The organism is Pseudomonas sp. TWRC1-2 (genome assembly GCF_049896685.1).
GTDB lineage: Bacteria > Pseudomonadota > Gammaproteobacteria > Pseudomonadales > Pseudomonadaceae > Aquipseudomonas.
Genome location: NZ_JAFCUU010000008.1, coordinates 292,784 through 308,162, shown reverse-complemented (window position 1 = coordinate 308,162; position 15,379 = coordinate 292,784). Strand labels below are relative to the sequence as shown.

Annotated in this window: 18 protein-coding genes and 3 pseudogenes; 10 read left to right on the top strand and 11 right to left on the bottom strand. The window is 54.1% G+C overall.

What is annotated here, in order from left to right; genetic code table 11:
- Positions 1 to 201: 201 nt before the first annotated feature.
- The 4 genes from ACP7B3_RS23350 to tnpA all read right to left on the bottom strand — a co-directional run bounded on the left by ACP7B3_RS23350 (position 202) and on the right by tnpA (position 3,102).
- Entirely contained in the window at positions 202 to 705 is a 504-nt protein-coding gene (locus ACP7B3_RS23350) for a dihydrofolate reductase (protein WP_426181090.1), read from the bottom strand.
- 144 nt (positions 706 to 849) lie between these two features.
- Entirely contained in the window at positions 850 to 2,385 is a 1,536-nt protein-coding gene (gene tnpC / locus ACP7B3_RS23345) for an IS66 family transposase (protein ID WP_426181088.1), read from the bottom strand.
- Positions 2,386 to 2,446: 61 nt separating this feature from the next.
- Positions 2,447 to 2,782 (bottom strand): IS66 family insertion sequence element accessory protein TnpB, encoded by a 336-nt coding sequence (gene tnpB / locus ACP7B3_RS23340; RefSeq protein WP_133306550.1) that lies wholly within the window; start codon positions 2,780 to 2,782, stop codon positions 2,447 to 2,449.
- Positions 2,779 to 3,102: an IS66-like element accessory protein TnpA gene (gene tnpA / locus ACP7B3_RS23335; protein WP_120129982.1), complete on the bottom strand. Its 324-nt coding sequence runs from the start codon at positions 3,100 to 3,102 to the stop codon at positions 2,779 to 2,781. The genes tnpB and tnpA overlap by 4 nt, the downstream gene beginning before the upstream one ends.
- Positions 3,103 to 3,455: 353 nt before the next feature.
- Between tnpA and ACP7B3_RS23330 the strand changes: the two genes are divergently transcribed.
- From ACP7B3_RS23330 to ACP7B3_RS23320, 3 genes are all read left to right on the top strand, one after another.
- Positions 3,456 to 3,860, top strand: coding sequence for a helix-turn-helix domain-containing protein (locus tag ACP7B3_RS23330; RefSeq protein ID WP_426181085.1), 405 nt, complete (start codon positions 3,456 to 3,458; stop codon positions 3,858 to 3,860).
- A 254-nt stretch (positions 3,861 to 4,114) separates the two neighbouring features.
- The gene (locus ACP7B3_RS23325) at positions 4,115 to 4,927 is read left to right on the top strand and encodes an inositol monophosphatase family protein (protein ID WP_426181083.1); all 813 of its coding nucleotides are present in this window, start codon (positions 4,115 to 4,117) and stop codon (positions 4,925 to 4,927) included.
- A gap of 749 nt (positions 4,928 to 5,676) precedes the next feature.
- A complete protein-coding gene (locus ACP7B3_RS23320; RefSeq protein WP_426181081.1) occupies positions 5,677 to 6,060 on the top strand; it encodes a DUF262 domain-containing protein in 384 nt (127 codons plus the stop codon).
- A 150-nt stretch (positions 6,061 to 6,210) separates the two neighbouring features.
- Here ACP7B3_RS23320 and ACP7B3_RS23315 read toward each other — a convergent pair whose 3' ends face one another.
- Together ACP7B3_RS23315 and ACP7B3_RS23310 are read right to left on the bottom strand one after the other, a co-directional pair.
- Positions 6,211 to 7,161: an HNH endonuclease gene (locus ACP7B3_RS23315; RefSeq protein WP_426181079.1), complete on the bottom strand. Its 951-nt coding sequence runs from the start codon at positions 7,159 to 7,161 to the stop codon at positions 6,211 to 6,213.
- A gap of 18 nt (positions 7,162 to 7,179) precedes the next feature.
- Positions 7,180 to 7,869, bottom strand: a complete 690-nt coding sequence (locus ACP7B3_RS23310) for a helix-turn-helix domain-containing protein (RefSeq protein ID WP_426181077.1) — start codon at positions 7,867 to 7,869, stop codon at positions 7,180 to 7,182.
- Between the two features lie 282 nt (positions 7,870 to 8,151).
- On the opposite strand from ACP7B3_RS23310, the gene ACP7B3_RS23305 reads away from it, so the two are divergent.
- Entirely contained in the window at positions 8,152 to 8,694 is a 543-nt protein-coding gene (locus tag ACP7B3_RS23305; RefSeq protein ID WP_426181075.1) for a hypothetical protein, read from the top strand.
- Positions 8,695 to 8,708: 14 nt separating this feature from the next.
- Here the strand turns inward: ACP7B3_RS23305 and ACP7B3_RS23300 are convergent, their stop codons facing one another.
- Positions 8,709 to 8,918, bottom strand: a complete 210-nt coding sequence (locus ACP7B3_RS23300) for a hypothetical protein (protein ID WP_426181073.1) — start codon at positions 8,916 to 8,918, stop codon at positions 8,709 to 8,711.
- A gap of 320 nt (positions 8,919 to 9,238) precedes the next feature.
- Positions 9,239 to 9,640 (bottom strand): hypothetical protein, encoded by a 402-nt coding sequence (locus ACP7B3_RS23295; protein WP_426181071.1) that lies wholly within the window; start codon positions 9,638 to 9,640, stop codon positions 9,239 to 9,241.
- Positions 9,641 to 9,709: 69 nt separating this feature from the next.
- On the opposite strand from ACP7B3_RS23295, the pseudogene ACP7B3_RS23290 reads away from it, so the two are divergent.
- The 4 genes and pseudogenes from ACP7B3_RS23290 to ACP7B3_RS23275 form a co-directional block, all read left to right on the top strand.
- Positions 9,710 to 10,324, top strand: a pseudogene (locus ACP7B3_RS23290) (histidine phosphatase family protein); the annotation flags it as partial.
- 33 nt (positions 10,325 to 10,357) lie between these two features.
- Positions 10,358 to 10,771 carry a DUF7693 family protein gene (locus ACP7B3_RS23285; RefSeq protein ID WP_426181144.1) on the top strand — a complete coding sequence of 138 codons (414 nt, stop codon included), beginning with the start codon at positions 10,358 to 10,360 and terminating at the stop codon, positions 10,769 to 10,771.
- 407 nt (positions 10,772 to 11,178) lie between these two features.
- The gene (locus ACP7B3_RS23280; protein ID WP_426181069.1) at positions 11,179 to 11,613 is read left to right on the top strand and encodes a YeeE/YedE family protein; all 435 of its coding nucleotides are present in this window, start codon (positions 11,179 to 11,181) and stop codon (positions 11,611 to 11,613) included.
- Positions 11,614 to 11,615: 2 nt separating this feature from the next.
- Positions 11,616 to 12,035 (top strand): DUF6691 family protein, encoded by a 420-nt coding sequence (locus ACP7B3_RS23275; RefSeq protein ID WP_426181067.1) that lies wholly within the window; start codon positions 11,616 to 11,618, stop codon positions 12,033 to 12,035.
- A 60-nt stretch (positions 12,036 to 12,095) separates the two neighbouring features.
- Here ACP7B3_RS23275 and ACP7B3_RS23270 read toward each other — a convergent pair.
- A pseudogene (locus tag ACP7B3_RS23270) lies at positions 12,096 to 12,341 on the bottom strand (transposase domain-containing protein); the annotation flags it as partial.
- 139 nt (positions 12,342 to 12,480) lie between these two features.
- Positions 12,481 to 12,822, bottom strand: coding sequence for a hypothetical protein (locus ACP7B3_RS23265; RefSeq protein ID WP_426181065.1), 342 nt, complete (start codon positions 12,820 to 12,822; stop codon positions 12,481 to 12,483).
- A 93-nt stretch (positions 12,823 to 12,915) separates the two neighbouring features.
- On the opposite strand from ACP7B3_RS23265, the gene ACP7B3_RS23260 reads away from it, so the two are divergent.
- Both ACP7B3_RS23260 and ACP7B3_RS23255 read left to right on the top strand, forming a co-directional pair.
- Positions 12,916 to 13,275: a hypothetical protein gene (locus ACP7B3_RS23260; RefSeq protein WP_426181063.1), complete on the top strand. Its 360-nt coding sequence runs from the start codon at positions 12,916 to 12,918 to the stop codon at positions 13,273 to 13,275.
- A 142-nt stretch (positions 13,276 to 13,417) separates the two neighbouring features.
- The gene (locus ACP7B3_RS23255) at positions 13,418 to 13,999 is read left to right on the top strand and encodes an SH3 domain-containing protein (RefSeq protein WP_426181061.1); all 582 of its coding nucleotides are present in this window, start codon (positions 13,418 to 13,420) and stop codon (positions 13,997 to 13,999) included.
- A gap of 79 nt (positions 14,000 to 14,078) precedes the next feature.
- On the opposite strand, the pseudogene ACP7B3_RS23250 reads toward ACP7B3_RS23255, so the two are convergent.
- A pseudogene (locus tag ACP7B3_RS23250) lies at positions 14,079 to 14,600 on the bottom strand (methyl-accepting chemotaxis protein); the annotation flags it as partial.
- Positions 14,601 to 15,379 lie beyond the last annotated feature (779 nt).

Here is a 15,379-nt window from a genome sequence, read left to right as displayed (position 1 = left end):
CTGAGCCTCCCACACAACGAAGCCGCCATTAGGCGGCTTTTTTGTGTCCCACAATTTGATGCACTGCTGACTGAGAGTAAGCGTCCGGTCAAGTCACCTTCCCAATGCTTTTGATAGCTAAAGGGCGCTTCGAAAGTGCCCTTCCAGGGGCTTGCACGAATTTACCGAACTTTTAGACTGCACCGTAATGGGCATAGCTATTCAACGTCGAACGTAATCTACCCATTCGTATCGCAAGCCGTTGTGTTCTCTGACACCATGGCGTGAGACCTCGGTGAACGCATTCTCGAATTCTGGAAACTTCGTATCACCCTCCTGATCGTCATGGAAGAGAGTGAGGTAAAGCCGATCTACCCTATGGATAACTTGGCTATAAATCTCAGACCCTCCACCAATATGAATCTCCTCAGGGTTGTCCTGCGCCGCACACTCAAGTGCCGAGTCCAGTGATCGACAAACAATCGCATCATCTCTCCTAAAGGTGGGGTCGCGAGATAGTACGATATTGGGACGTTTCGTGAGCGCCTGGCCACTTAATACGATGATCGACTCGAAAGTTTTTCGGCCCATTATCACTGGCTTTCCAATCGTCTTTTCGGCGAATCGCTGAAGGTCATCAGGCACGACGCGCAGCAGGCCCCGGCGTTTGCCAATCGAACGGTTTTGCGCCCCCATGCCTGCCACCAATGCGATAGGTATTTGCAATGTGCATCCTCCATGAAGTGGTTGTTGAGTAGCCTATGATGTTTCTCTGGGGGCGAGAATATGGGAGCGGTTAACGTTGGTATAAGATTTGTTACGCATAACCTTAGAAACAATGTAAGCATCCGCCGAACACGCGTTGCGTAGTTAAACGGGCGCCCACTTATGCGGCAGCAACTCCGTAATCTCACTTGCCCGCTGCGTCGGCAGACGAGTCAGAACGTCCTTCAGATAGGCATACGGATCATGCCCATTCATGCGTGCCGACTGGATCAAACTCATGATCGCTGCCGCCCGTTTACCACTGCGCAGCGATCCGGCAAACAACCAATTCGAGCGTCCAAGTGCCCACGGTCGGATCTGGTTTTCGACTTGGTTGTTGTCGATGGGCACAGCCCCATCGTCTAGGTAGCGCGTCAGCGCCACCCAGCGTTTTAGGCTGTAATCCAGGGCCTTGGCCGTTGCCGATCCGTTGGGCACCAGATCTCGCTGGGCCAACATCCAGTCATGTAGCGTTACGATTATCGGAGCAGCTTTTTCCTGTCGTATTCTCCAGCGATCCTCATCGCTCATGTCTCGCGCTTGCCGCTCAACTTCGTACAAACCACCAATCGAGTGCAGTGCCTGTTCGGCCAACTGGCTTTTATTCGCCACGTGCAGATCGAAAAACTTGCGGCGGGCATGAGCCATGCAACCAATTTCGGTCATACCTTTCTCGAAGCCAGCCTTGTAGCCAGCAAAATCGTCGCACACCAGCTTGCCGTTCCAGGAACCGAGGAAGTTACGCGCATGCTCGCCCGCTCGGCTTGGGCTGAAGTTGTAAACCACAGCCTTGAGTGCCGAAAACGGCGTGGTGCTGTAGGCCCAGACATACGCCCGGTGGGTTTTCTTTTCGCCTGGCGCAAGCATTTGAACCGGGGTCTCATCCGCGTGGATCACCCCCTCGGCCAGCACCGCTTCACGCAGCGCATCGACCAGAGGCTGGAGCTGCACACCGGTTTGTCCAACCCATTGTGCCAGCGTCGAGCGGGCGATCATCATGCCGGCGCGGCCAAAAATTTTCTCCTGCCGATACAGCGGCAAGTGGTCAGCGAACTTCGCCACCACCACATGAGCCAGCAGGCCTGCGGTCGGGATGCCTTTGTCGATCACTTGGGACGGTACCGGTGCCTGGATCAGTGTTTCGCACTGACGGCAGGCCCACTTCCCACGTACATGCTGCTCGACGGTGAACACTCCGGGGGTGTAATCGAGCTTCTCGCTGACGTCTTCGCCGATGCGCTGAAGTTGGCAGCCGCAAGCGCACTGGGTATTTTCCGGCTCGTGATGGATAACGGTGCGTGGAAACTGCGATGGCAGCAGCGCACGCTTGGGCTTCTGGCGTGGCTCGGTCGGTGCAGTTGGCGGATTGACCGCCTTCAACTCGGCTTCGATAGCTGCGATATCAGTGTCGAGCAGGTCATCGAGCAAGCTGCCTTGGTCAGGACTTAGCTGCTCGCTACGTTTGGCGAACTTGTGCCGCTTGAGGATGGCGATCTCATGAGCGAGTTGCTCGTTGACCGTTTCAAGGCGGTGGATTTTCTGGCCCATCGAGTCGACCTGGGACAGCAACTGCAAGGCCTGTTCGGCCAAGGCGCGTAGCTGTTCCGGTGTCATTTGATCGAGGTTGGGCGAGGAAGTCATGCCGCCGATTGTGCCAGAGCAGGCGGTCAGCGGCGATAAACCGATGGGCTAATGGCAGGTGTTAGAGCACTGTGATCGAGCCGCCTGCGCCGACCCGCTGCCAAGGCAGTCCCAGTACCAAGGCCTGAAGTTGCTCGCTATCGAGTTCGATTTCCGATCCTCGATGGATGCCGGGCCAGTGAAATTTACCTTGGTTTAATCGTCGGGCTGCAAGCCAGATACCTACACCGTCATGCACGAGAACTTTCATTCGGTTGGCGCGGCGGTTGGCGAAGAGATAAGCACAGTGCGGCTTCGCCGCACCGAATACCGCGATCACTCTGGCCAACGCAGTCTCGGTACCGGCGCGCATATCCATGGGCTCGGTGGCGAGCCAGATTGCATCGATGCGGATCACTGGGCCAACTCACGGATAAACCGGGCGCACCCATCAGGATCTGAGGATGGCCACTTCACGGTAATTATTTGCTGTCCGAAAGGCACCTCAATGCTGACAGACGTTTGCTGATCAGACTGAGTTCGGGGCTCCAGTTTCACCGGAACGAAAGCCGGCAACGCTGGCGCCTGACGATCACGATAAGCAGGTATCCACTTTCTAACCAGGTTAGCGTTGATACCGTGGCGCAACGCTACGCTGGCCATCGACACGCCAGGTTGCAGGCATTCCTGGACGACTTGAGCTTTAAAGGGTTTGGGATAAGAGGTTCGTTGGCGCATGGCAATCCTGACAATAAGGGCGATGGTGTCCACGTATTTTTAAGTGGAGAACATCGCCCTTATCGCAGGGATCGGGTAGGTGACTTCGCCGGACGGTTACGACTGAGAGACATCACTGCCAGCAGTTCTGAACATTCGGATACATGCTATCCACGTACCCAGTTGACTCCGCTTGGAGCGTTAGTTAGTCAGCTTCTAAGGAACCTCAAATGAGTGATCTCCGGCACATGCACGCCGCACAGTTCATCAAGAGCGTATAGCACTGCGATACCGTGATAGCCTTCACTCATCTAGAATGGCTCTCTCCAGCGCATCGATGCTCAAATGGACTGACTCAAATCAGGAACGTGCTTATGTCGCTCAAGATTGCTTTTGCTTCTGTGCTTAAAGCGATGCGTGCCGGCAAAGGACTGACTCAGAGAAACCTCGCCGAAGTCAGTAGCCGAACATACGTCTCGAAATTGGAGCGAGCTCAGTCAAGCCCCACCCTTGAGATGATTACTGCTCTGAGTGGCCCACTCAGTGTGAACCCTCTCACTCTAGTAGCCATCACTGTCTGCGCCGAGTCCGGGCAGTCTGTTAACGCGTTGCTGCGTCGCACCCAAGAGGAACTGGCAAGCCTAGGCCATGAGGGAGTTCTCAAAAATCTGGCGATTTCGTCATGTGATGAGTTGCCAGTGCCACGCCCTTCTACAAAATCCTCAAGTAATCGCTCAGTGACGAATACTCAGCAAGCTGAGCTTTGCTTCGCTGAATAAATTCTCGCTTGGGCCTTCGGCTAATCGGTGCATTGTAATGTCGAGCTCTCCAAGTGGTTTCCTGACGATCACGATCTGGCCAACGTGTTTAGATTGCTTAAGATCAAACTCTACAGATTAGATGACGTATGACGAGCTCGTCTCGATCAATGGCTTGATCTGCAGCTCTGGCAAGGCGGTAGGGTTACGCTTGGCTGGCAGACCAAGTGATTCCTCCTCTGTTTCCCGCTTTCTAATTATCGAGAAAGGTCACCATGACTAATCAATGGCTGCTGCACATTCTCCACCAAGTGATCGAATCCGTAGAGCGAGCGGGTGTTTTACTGGCACAGGAAAGTGTACGTCCAGGTGGACGGAGAGGATCAGGAGATAAAGCAGAGATTGATGTCGAGATTGAGATCCTGCTCCGGGCCGAACTGCTGGCCCTCGTGGATTGCGATTGGTGGGGCGAGGAAACAGGCCATGTTCTTACTGGATATCCATTCTGTTGGGTGGTCGACCCTAACGATGGCACCAGCGATTTTTTGAGGGGCCTCGCAGGCTCTGCCATATCCGTCGGCTTGCTCCATGATGGAAAGCCTATCCTTGGAGTGGTGCACGCCCCTGTTACGCCTTCGGGAGTTTCTGACTGCATTGCCTGGGCAAAGGGTATGGATCATCTGCTCAGAAATAACAATCGCATTGTTGTCGACCTCTCTGATCAAAAACTTACCGAGACTGCCACCGTAATGGTTAGCGCTGCAGCTACTGGCAAGCCCGATATCAATAACCAGTTATGCGCGCCGGCAGAGTTTTACGCGATGCCATCCATTGCATATCGACTCGCTAAAGTTGCTGCTGGAGACGGTGTTTGTGGTATCTCGCTTTACCCTGTTAGCGCTCATGACGTAGTGGCTGGTCATGCATTGCTGATTGGTGCCAAGGGGGTGCTGATTGGCGAGGATGGGATACCTGTTCATTACACGACTGACGCCACCATGGCGAAGGTATCTAGACGTGTATTCGGTGGCGCACCAGGTGTCTGTAGCGAGCTGAACAAAAGAGACTGGAACAGGGTGTTTGAGTAATGCTGGTTGCAATGCAAAATTCAGTCGGACAAATTATTCATGCAGACCGGCATTTGGCACGCCCTTCGGGCCAGCTGTCGTGAATCAAGCCAGCCATTTTCAATGGCTATCTTGCCCCTCTGGGCTTCCATCTTCGTGCCTGCGCGCTCCGCTTGCCTGAGGTGACAGTCCCCCATCTGTCCCAGCTCCCGCGCTTAGGCAAATCTTTATCTCTTCAAAAAAAATCACCCCAGGCTCAAGGTTTTCCGAAACCAACCGTTTGTGATGGTAAGTATCCTTTTTTGAGCGACGGCTTTGACCTTCTCTACAAATGACTTCGCACAGCGCCTGAGCGGCGCCTTTTCGTTCCCCTGCACGATTCTTGGCAACCGCCAGCGGCGCACATGGGAGCGGCTGATCAGCTACGGCTGACAGCGGCCAGATCGATATCTCCACGGATCGAGATCCTCTGATCATCGCAACGATGGATGCATGGCGTTGCGCCAGTACTTACCCGAATACTTCGACCGACCTGAGCTACCCAGGAAAACCATGATTTCCATTTTTAAACGCTACGCCGACGGCGGAACATCAGACCGGCACATCCATATGCACAGCGTCTTCTGCCCACCAGCGTCAGTCATTGTCCCCTCGAGGTCTTAGTCGGCCATTGGGAAAAGCATCTGGTAGACCCCTCCTCCGCCCGTGATTGCTTTCCGTGGGCTGCGCACTTTGTCATGGGCATGCCCGTACCAACCTAGGCGCGAGCCGTGGAGTGGAGCCTAGGCCAGAAGGCTCGTTTCATTACCGCTGTTTGGTCAGGGGCAGACCTGGGGAGCTACCTCACGAATGACTGGTACGAGCCAGTGATCGGTAGCAGGGCATTAGCCGAAAACAGTGAAATTTTGATTGATGGTCAACAACGTCTGCACAGCCTGGAAGAGTATTTCCTCGACCGCTTGGCGATTCCTGATGCACAAGGACAGCCGAGGATTTGGTCTGAGCTCGGCAACGGCGAAAGGAAACGCTTTCTGTCGACTATCTTTACCCATGTCAGGGTGGCGTCTGGTAACGAGGTGGCATTGCGAAGGACATACGATCTTTGCGCGCTGGGCGTGGTGCCTCGGTCATTTGATCAACGAGCTGTTCGGTAACCTTTCAATCAAGGCGGTCGGGCGTATCCCTTCGGGATCGGCTGTCGTAAACCGAGCCCCGCTACGCTGGGTCTCGGCCCTTCGGGCTTCCATCCTTCCGCTCTCCGTCCATCCTGGCCTACGCGCTCCGCTTGCAGATGCCATGGATTGTCAGTCGTTTGAATCTTTACGACCCAGACCAAATCCTATCAGCTTGCGTAACTGGGTAACCGGCATTGGAGGGGAAGCACGATGCACCATCGCATGACAGTTTGGGCATAGGGGCTTCATATCGGCAACGGGGTCTACGGTCGTGGCCCCGTCCAAGGTATGCAAAGGGACTTCATGATGTACATGGATAAAGTCAGTACCGAGCTCACCATACACATCCCCAAAGCTCATTCCGCAGGCCTGGCATGATAGGCCGTAATGATCGAGACAAGCCTTTCGGTTTGAATGGCTTCTTTCATGCTGGGTGACGGTAACCTGCTGCCATTCGCCTTCTTCGTTTCCGCTTTGAGCCGGCGTCGGCGATGTATCCTCGACGAGTTCAGTTACTTCATTCGTCCCAGGGGGGATTGCGTCGTAGGCAACTTGACCTCGATAAACCTTGTCTACCCACGCCAGAAACTGCTCAGCAAGAAGTTCTATTGTCTCTTCCAACTCTGACTCGACGACAAGCGGTTCACCTGGCGTAGGCATCTTGGAAAAGATCGGATGTTCGGCGTAGTGCTGTATGCCTTTGACCACCGTATTTGACTCTTGAAGCTTTCTTTTCCAGGTGCGACTTGGCGGCACACCCATCCAACGAACGGAGTGGCTGCCGATCAGGGCAAGCGCTCCACTCCGGGAAAACTTTGCCCACAAATCATCCTGCCCTTCATAAATCCACACCCTGCACTCCACGTGAGGGGAAGCGACCGTGGGATCGAGTTCGAACGCTATTAGACGGATACCCTCGTAGGGTTCGCGATACTCAGCCCAAAGGCTTTTTCGATGTTGTCGAGAGCACTTGAGAAATTTGCAAACAAAGAGTTCTTCACTTGGCGTTGCCGCATTCTCAAAACCTCGAGTCCAGCAACCCTTGGCTGTGTCCGACCTCCACCATTCTTCGAGCGCCATAGGACACTCCTCCTCTCACTAAATACCCATTTTCCGGGGCAGAGCCAATTCCTCTGGCACTTCACCTTCTTTGAATCCAACCAGATAAAGCACGTCTCCAACTGGGAGCGCTTCCTGCCGCGAACCCGAGGTCGTGTTCTGGATCACCGAGCAGGTTGCATAGCGCAGAGTAACGCTCAGTTCTTCAAGGCGTTCGATCATGGCTTGGAGTTCTTCAAACACCTCCAAGCGCGCTGTGCTTGAATAAAGCTCGGCGCAGTCGCGATAGTCCCTTAGGTAATCAGTCAGCTCCGCGAATGCCAGTGCCTGGTCACTTGAGAGATCGAAGGCGGGCTCGATGTAGTCGCCGATGCTTTCAGCTGCAAGCTTGGCCAAGCCCCTGCCTGATTCGGGCTTCAGTGCTTTCGTCATGACATATTTCTGATCGAAATGCTCACGAGCAGCGCGCAGTTGCTCCTCGGTGGGAATCGCCATCGGCTTCGTGAATGCGTCGATGTCCTGAAACTCAAAAGCTGAGGCGAGAGAGCGAAGCGTATTGAGGCTGGCCCCGGCCCCTGCTTCAACCCTTTGGATGGTTCTGGGCGCAGTCCTGGCAAGCGCTGCCAGCGTCTCCTGAGACCACTGGCGGAGTTCGCGCAGATACCTGATTACATAGCCCAGTTCATCTTTGTTCAGTACGCGGGTTTCAACGTTGTCGAAGCTGCTCATCTCATTACCCCGTTTTCAGTGGCGGTTCGGATGGGTCAAGTATGAGTCGGGGAAGATTTGGGCAACACGACACGAACCTGACAGTGCGATTGCTGCCAGCGCTTTCAACCTAATGAGTGCAGTCAGGCGGTGGATAGCCTTTGTGCACTTGTCCTGCAGGATCACGTTCTCGACCTACAACCCGTGGCACCTGCCGGCTATTTAAGGCGTCATCGTTCAAGCAAGCAGGCTTTGGATGATAGCCTACCGGATGACTTACCATCCGCGTAATCGGAGCGCCATATGATCAACCTCCATCGCTTAATTAGCTGGCTGTTCCCTGACCGCCGTCCCGACTGGGAGCAGAAGCGTGAGCGCGAGTTCATCGTGGCGGCGAACTCCTTGAAAACCCTCTCGGTAACTGACCGGGGTGGCATGTCCATCAATCCAGAAGAGCTCCGTGAACAAATTGTCTCCGCACGCGAGCAGTTGAAGCACCTTGTGCACAGCCCAGGAACGCGTGGTGAGCCGTGCCAAGCAGTTGCAGCTGTCGAGGTGACTCAGGAGGCTGAACCGTCTGTTGGGGAGTTGCAGGACTGTATTGAAGTAGTGGCTTGGCGCCGGCTTCTCAGTGGCGCTTCTGTGCGCTACGTGTGCCTTCAGTCCACGAATACCGGTAGGTATACCGTCGCAACGGCCAGCATGTTCTCAGGCGCGTTGGAGACCCTTCCTACTTGGATCGACGGCAATGCCAACAGACAGGTCGCAAACGCGCTACAGGGCAGTGAACTCCAATGGTATGCGACTTTGAGTGACGCAATGGATGCCTGGGATGCTGAGCTCTGAAGGCCGTGTAGGTTTTACTTGCGCCAAGGCCCCCAAGATGGAGGGTTTTCGATGATATCGATTGAGGTGCTGAGCTCGTCCTGGATGCGCTCGAAGATTCTGTTCAGTGTCGGGTGGGCATTTGACTCCCTCAATGTGGTCACCAACTGCAGCAGCTCCCGTCCCTGAGCTAAAGGCATTTGAACGTCGCAGTACACGTTGTCGTCATCGTCCGTCATTCCCATCGCAAAATCCTCGTAGCATGGTCTGCGTTTCCGGCTTATCCGGCATGGAGTTGGGACGTGCCCCTTCGGGTATGGTCTGTCGTGAACCGAGCCTGCGTCTCGGCCCTCCGGGCTTCCAGACCTCACGCCTGCGCGCTCCGCTTGCCCGTACCAATCTAGTCGCGCAACTACCAAAGGTAAATTTTCAGGCTCTGGTCAAGTAGGCTTGCTGAAGGTGCACGCCAGCCCCCCCCCTACAATGGTGTCATTTTCAAGACGAGCACTGCGATCCTTCACTGATCAATGACAGAGTTTCTGACAATCAAAGATGCGCCCGATGCTTAAAGCTGACGCGCTCGCCTAGCACCCCGGTGTGCATCGAGGCGCTTCATTTCAGCCTGCCACTCGCTCAGGAATTTTTCCCAATCATGGGCGTATAGGCCATCGACCAAGCGCGTCGATCCAATGCTCGCTTGCAAAAATCGCTCACGCCATGGCTGTGGAATGCTTGCCTCGCGCACAATGCTGATTCCTGAACTGTAGCGTTCAATCAGGACTGTTTTGCGGATAACATCGATATCCAGGATTGGAGGATGCCTATTCAATTCGACTTGCTCTTGATCCTCGATGCCGTCTAGGACATCCAAAATCTCGGCGGCCATCGGATCGCCGGGCATCAGGTGCGACAGTGTCCAGAGCGCTTTGCGCCTGAGGGACTCACGCGTTCGCAGATCATCAGCCATCCTCGGCACCTCAATGTGAATCAGCAGTATGTAGTCTATGGAGTTCGGTTAGGAGACGAGCGTCGAAGGATGCCGTCGCCGATGATGGAGCGACCGCTTAAGAGTATGAGCGCTCCTGCAACGCGATGTATCCTTTGCAAAGGTCGAAAAAGACCGTGTAGCGAACTAAGGGAAGCAAATGGCCGTAGTACGAGCATCACTCTCATGAAGCGTATCAGGCTAATCCGCCACGGTGAAAGTGCTGCTAATGCCGGCCAAGCAAGTCTGGATCACGCGACCATTCCTCTAACGCAGAAGGGTATGGAGCAAGCGAGCCTATTAGCAGAGTCATTCACCCAGGCCCCAGATCTGATTGTCGCTTCTCCGTTTTTCAGAGCTCAAGCAACTGCGATGCATACAGTGGCTGAGTTCCCTTCAGTACCGTTCGAAATATGGCCCATCCAAGAGTTCACCTACCTTGAACCTGCACGGTGTATTAACACGACGGTTGCCCAGAGACGAAGTTGGGTGGAGGCATATTGGGCTAAGGCCGACCCCGCATTCATCGATGGGGACGGCGCGGAGTCATTTTTAGAATTCATATCTCGAGCCCAGTCTTTCTTAAACGGAATTGCAGAGCATCCTGCTCATCACAGCTGTGTTTTTTCACATGGGCAATTCATTAATGCCGTGGCTTGGCTGATTGAGCGTAACCCGCAGACAATCGATGGCCAGGCAATGGCCGAGTGGCGCGAGTACGAGATCACCAACCACGTGGCTAACTGCTCTGGCTATACGCTGACCAAGCACCCAGACGGCGGTGGCTGGAAAGTCAGTGCAGCTGACTCTGAACTCTCAGCAAGAGAGGTATGCCAAGTATTGCGAGAGGTCACCTTCGAGCGACGGACGATGACAAAGGTAGGCCAAGCGCCTTGGGACGAAGTTTACGCAGGGCATTTTGTGGTCAACGTCGAGGGTTGGCATATATCGATCTACAACGACTGTGACTCGCTCGACTACTGCGAGGATTGCGTCAGTCCGGATGGACGGCGTTGGTCATTTGAATCTGGAGATCGTTTTGGCACTGACCCTATTGCGTTGCTCAGCACTTGGGAGCATCAGACGCTTGAGCGTCTCATGAAGGCGCTCTAGGGGAGCAATGGTTGAGCGGGCCTCTGCGAGGACGGCTGTCGTAAACCAAGCCTCGCCGTTGCTGAGTCTTGGCCCTGTGGGCTTCCATCCTCCCGCCTGCGCGCTCCGCTTGCTACTGCCCGTACTTCAACCTGCCTAGAGAGTTTAGAGGCCCACTGCTTTATCAGGATTAGGATGCCGGGCGATGAAGGAAATCAGTTGCTCATCGCGACCCGCGCACCCGGAGCTCATGATGAGCTGTCCTAGGGTAAGCGTCTGCTAAACACACCTTGTTTGATCACTGCTTTTTCTCTGGCCTCAGGGAATTTCCCCGCAGATACAACGAGCCGTACGAATGGTTACTATGCCTGTGATTATGCTTCGCTTATCAACGTCCTTTTCCGGCCCCTTTGTGCAGGAGATACAAAATGAGCATTGATTGGATCAACTTCACGCCATGGACTTCGTTGTGCGGTGGAGCCTTAATAGGAATGGCCGTCAGCTTGTTCGTTCTCGTAAATGGCCGTATCGCAGGCATCAGTGGCTTGCTTGGAGGCGTGATGCAATTTGCCAGTGAAGGCTGGAGCGAGAAAGCGTTATTTCTGCTTGGTCTGGTGATTTCGCCATTGTTGTGGGGAGTGTTCACTGTCTTGCCAAAGATAGAGATTAATGCAGAGTGGCCTGCCCTAGTCATAGCGGGTCTGCTCGTTGGCGTGGGAACGCGTTATGGTTCGGGCTGTACGAGCGGCCACGGAGTATGTGGGGTGTCCCGACTATCACCTCGCTCCATCGTAGCAACGGCGTGCTTTATGACTACTGGATTTGCGACGGTCTACTTCAGTCGTCATGTGCTGGGAGTTTAAAGATGCTCAAATTAGCTGCATTTTTTTCAGGCTTGATATTTGGATTGGGTCTGCTATTGGCAGGCATGGCGAATCCCGCCAAGGTATTGGCCTTTCTTGATGTGGCTGGGGCGTGGGATCCGTCGCTCGCACTGGTTATGGTGGGGGCCATCTCAGTAGCGGTCATCCCTCTAAATTGGGCGCGTAAGAAAAGGCAATCTTTGCTGGGAGCCCGCATGCAGTTACCATTGAAAAACGAGTTGGACGCACGCTTGATTGGTGGCAGCCTGCTGTTCGGAATAGGGTGGGGCATTGCGGGAATCTGCCCTGGGCCAGCAGTCGCTCTTTTACTTACTTGGCATTGGCAAGCCCTCATATTCTTTTTAGCAATGCTGGCCGGCATGTACTTTTTCTCTACTCTGGAGAGTCGACGCTCGTCTTAGTGAGTTGATGGCTATGGACAGCACGCTCCTAGCTATGCGCTGCTATCACGCTTCGCGTGATTAGATCGGCTGCCACTTATGCGGCAGCAACTCATCGATTTCATTCGCCCGCTGCGTCGGCAGGCGCGTGAGGACGTCCTTCAAATAGACGTACGGATCATGCCCGTTGAGGCGCGCAGACTGGATCAAACTCATGATCGCCTCAGCCCATTTTCCACTGCGTAGCGACCCGGAAAATAGCCAGTTCTTGCGTCCAAGAGCCTATGGTCGGATCTGGTTCTCTGCCCAGTTGTTGTCTATGGGTAGCCGAAGGCTTATTGAGGGTTCAGCCCCTGTAAAGGCCTTAGGATATAAACCCGACAGGGCCATAACCTGTCAATTGCGGGGTGCGGGTTACAACAGCCGCCCCAGAGGGGCACACCCAGAAATCGATCAACTGTCGCTACTACTCGATCTCTTCGACCCTACCACCGCACGCCACAAATTTCTCGCGATAACCAGAGCGGCAGTAATTGGCAACCTTCGTGGGACTAGGCGGCGGAGGACATGCATTGGGCATTTTAAGAGCGTTGAAGTGCTCGCACTGCTGCATGGAGCGTGCCTGTGTATCGTACAACGAGTCGAAATTGTCCTGCTGATTTTTGACATCGGTTTCACAGGCATTCACCTTGGCATCGAGCTTCTTCAAGCAATCCAGGCCTTCCGGTGTCTGTGGGTCGATATACCGGTACTGAGTGCAGGCAGTCAGCAATATTGCCAATGAGAGGGTGATCAATCGAATCAACAATGTCGAAGCTCCGTCCATTTTGAGCGTGAAGCTTTCGACTTCGTTAGGTTAAGTCAGTTCAGTAAGCGCGCCGCGCTTCGTGAGTCGACGTGCATGTCGACCACTCTCTGGCAGAATGTCGACCCGTCTGTTCGTTATCTCTGGAGGAAACCCGTGCTGACACTCTCTGCGCTAATGGTACTGGCCAAAGAAGCACCTCAAGATCTGATGCGCTGGTCGAGCTTCGTGGCTCAGACGGAATTTTCCTGGCAAGACACGACCCTGGTATTAGACGCTGAAGGGTGGCAGACCCTCTGGTTCGAAATGGAGATCGTTAATGGCCTTGCATTGGCCGAGTGGGAAGAAGAGGGATCTCCTCCAGATTGGTCGTACCCTTGGTGTGAACGGTATCAACATGATGCGCGAGGATTGGTTACGGAGTTGCTTCAATTGCTTGCGGCGACAAATCAGTGATTTCTCTCGCCCACTGTGACAGTAACCCCATATCGAGCTCTTCCAGGGCTCTCTATGCCTGTCCGTATGCAATGTGCCCGCACTATCTCTAGGGCTGGTCTCATTCCGCATTGGCTAAACTCTCAGCAACGTCACTGCTGTGATGCGAAAAGTAGCCGCCTTGGGCAAGCAGAACAACGGCAAAGGATATGCGCAAAAAGCTCAGTCATGTTTCATCCCGCTTCTGATTCTCTCCGCTGTCCTTTGGGGCATGGGTAAAAAAGACACGCCTCCAGCTCCGGCCCCGCTTAGACAACAGACCACGTCGAATACGTTAGTTTCTGCACCATTACCAGCAATCCAGCCAGCACCGACCCTACCCATCGATCAGTTCGTAAACGTGGATAAGTTGAATCTGCGTAGCCAGCCGGGTGGCCAGGTAATCTCCACCCTGAAACGTGGAGAGAAGGTGCAGGTATACGAAAAGAAGAATGATTGGGCGCGCATCAGCTTGGATGGCCAGCCGCCCAAATGGTTATCGTCTAAGAGCCTGTGCGACGGAGCGAACTGCTACGCCGCTTCCAAACCGGAACCAGTCCGTCAGGCGCGATGTGCCCCTCTGACTGTTCCCCGGCAAGCGCCTTATGGATCCTCCTGTCCATGTTCGTCAGGCACCGTTTGCATAGGGCCAAGGGGCGGTAGATACTGCATCACGTCAGGAGGAAACAAGCGCTATGGGATTTGATAGGGTATTTAGAATCCTTATGAATAGCCCAGCAGTCGCACGTAAACATCAGTGCGTCTGTAAATGGTTGTCCTGATCACTAAGCCGCAGAAAAGAACGCCACTTTAGCGGTAAGACGATCCGCCAAATCTGATAGCTCGATGCTAGCTGCCGCTACATGACGCGCCCCGTTGGCAGACTCAACAGTCGAGCCATGAATGCGGTTGATATTTTCAGCGACCTCGTCAGTAACGCTACTCTGCTGCACGGAGGCGCTCGCGATCTGGGCGTTCATATGACTGATTGCGGCAACCTGCTCGCTAATTTTTGCCAATGCATCCTGCGCACTGCGAGTTTGTGTGACCGTTTGGCTCGCTAGCTCATAACTATCGCGCATAGTTTGGGATGCCGTTTCGGTGCCCAATTGTAGCGTATTGATCATCTCCCGAATTTCCTCGGTCGATTTCTGAGTACGGTTGGCCAAAGAGCGTACTTCGTCAGCTACCACCGCAAACCCACGCCCGTGCTCTCCAGCTCTGGCTGCCTCAATGGCAGCGTTCAAGGCAAGTAAATTGGTTTGCGAGGCGATAGAGTTGATAACGTCGATCACTGACGCGATATCTTCACTATGTTTGGACACCTGGTTCACGGTATCAGTAGTGTGCCCGAGAGTTAATGCCAAGTGTTCAATAGCAAGCGTGGTGCTTGCAACCAATTTGTTCCCACGTCCCACTTCAGTATCAGCCAACCGAGAGGCATCAGCGGCCTGCGCGGCATATCCAGACACCTCATTAACCGTAGCCGCCATTTGCATTACGGCTGCGGCTACCTGCTCGGCCTCGCGGGTTTGTAAGCTGGTTTGCTCATTGTTAGCCGATGATGCGGAAGACAACTGGGTGGACGAGTGATTAATTTCTTGAGCGGCCTTACGTACTTGCTGAATAGTCTCTGCTAGGTGACCTAGCGCGTCTTTCAGGACGCCCATCACACTGCCGGGATAATCTGTGGAAATCGTCTGATTCAAATCACCAGCTGCTAGCCGCTCGATGGCCAATGCAACGTCTGTGGGTTCAGCACCCAGCGTGGATTTAACGAAGCGAATAATTACAGCCGACAACATTATGCTTAGCAGCAAAGCAATGCCTGTTGCTATAAGCATCTGCGTACTAAACTGGCTCGCGGTTTCCTGTACTGCGCCAAGCTTTGCCTTGATCGATGCTTCTTCGTAGTCAATCAATGCATTGATCCGCTTGAGCCACTCACTGTAATCCAAAGACGTTTGACGCATCAGTAGCGCCTGCGCGCCTGATATGTCGCCCGCTTGGCGCAGGGAGATTACTGCCTTGGTGGATACAAGGGTTTGTTGTTCGATTTCCTTTATAGAACCCAGTAATCGAACCT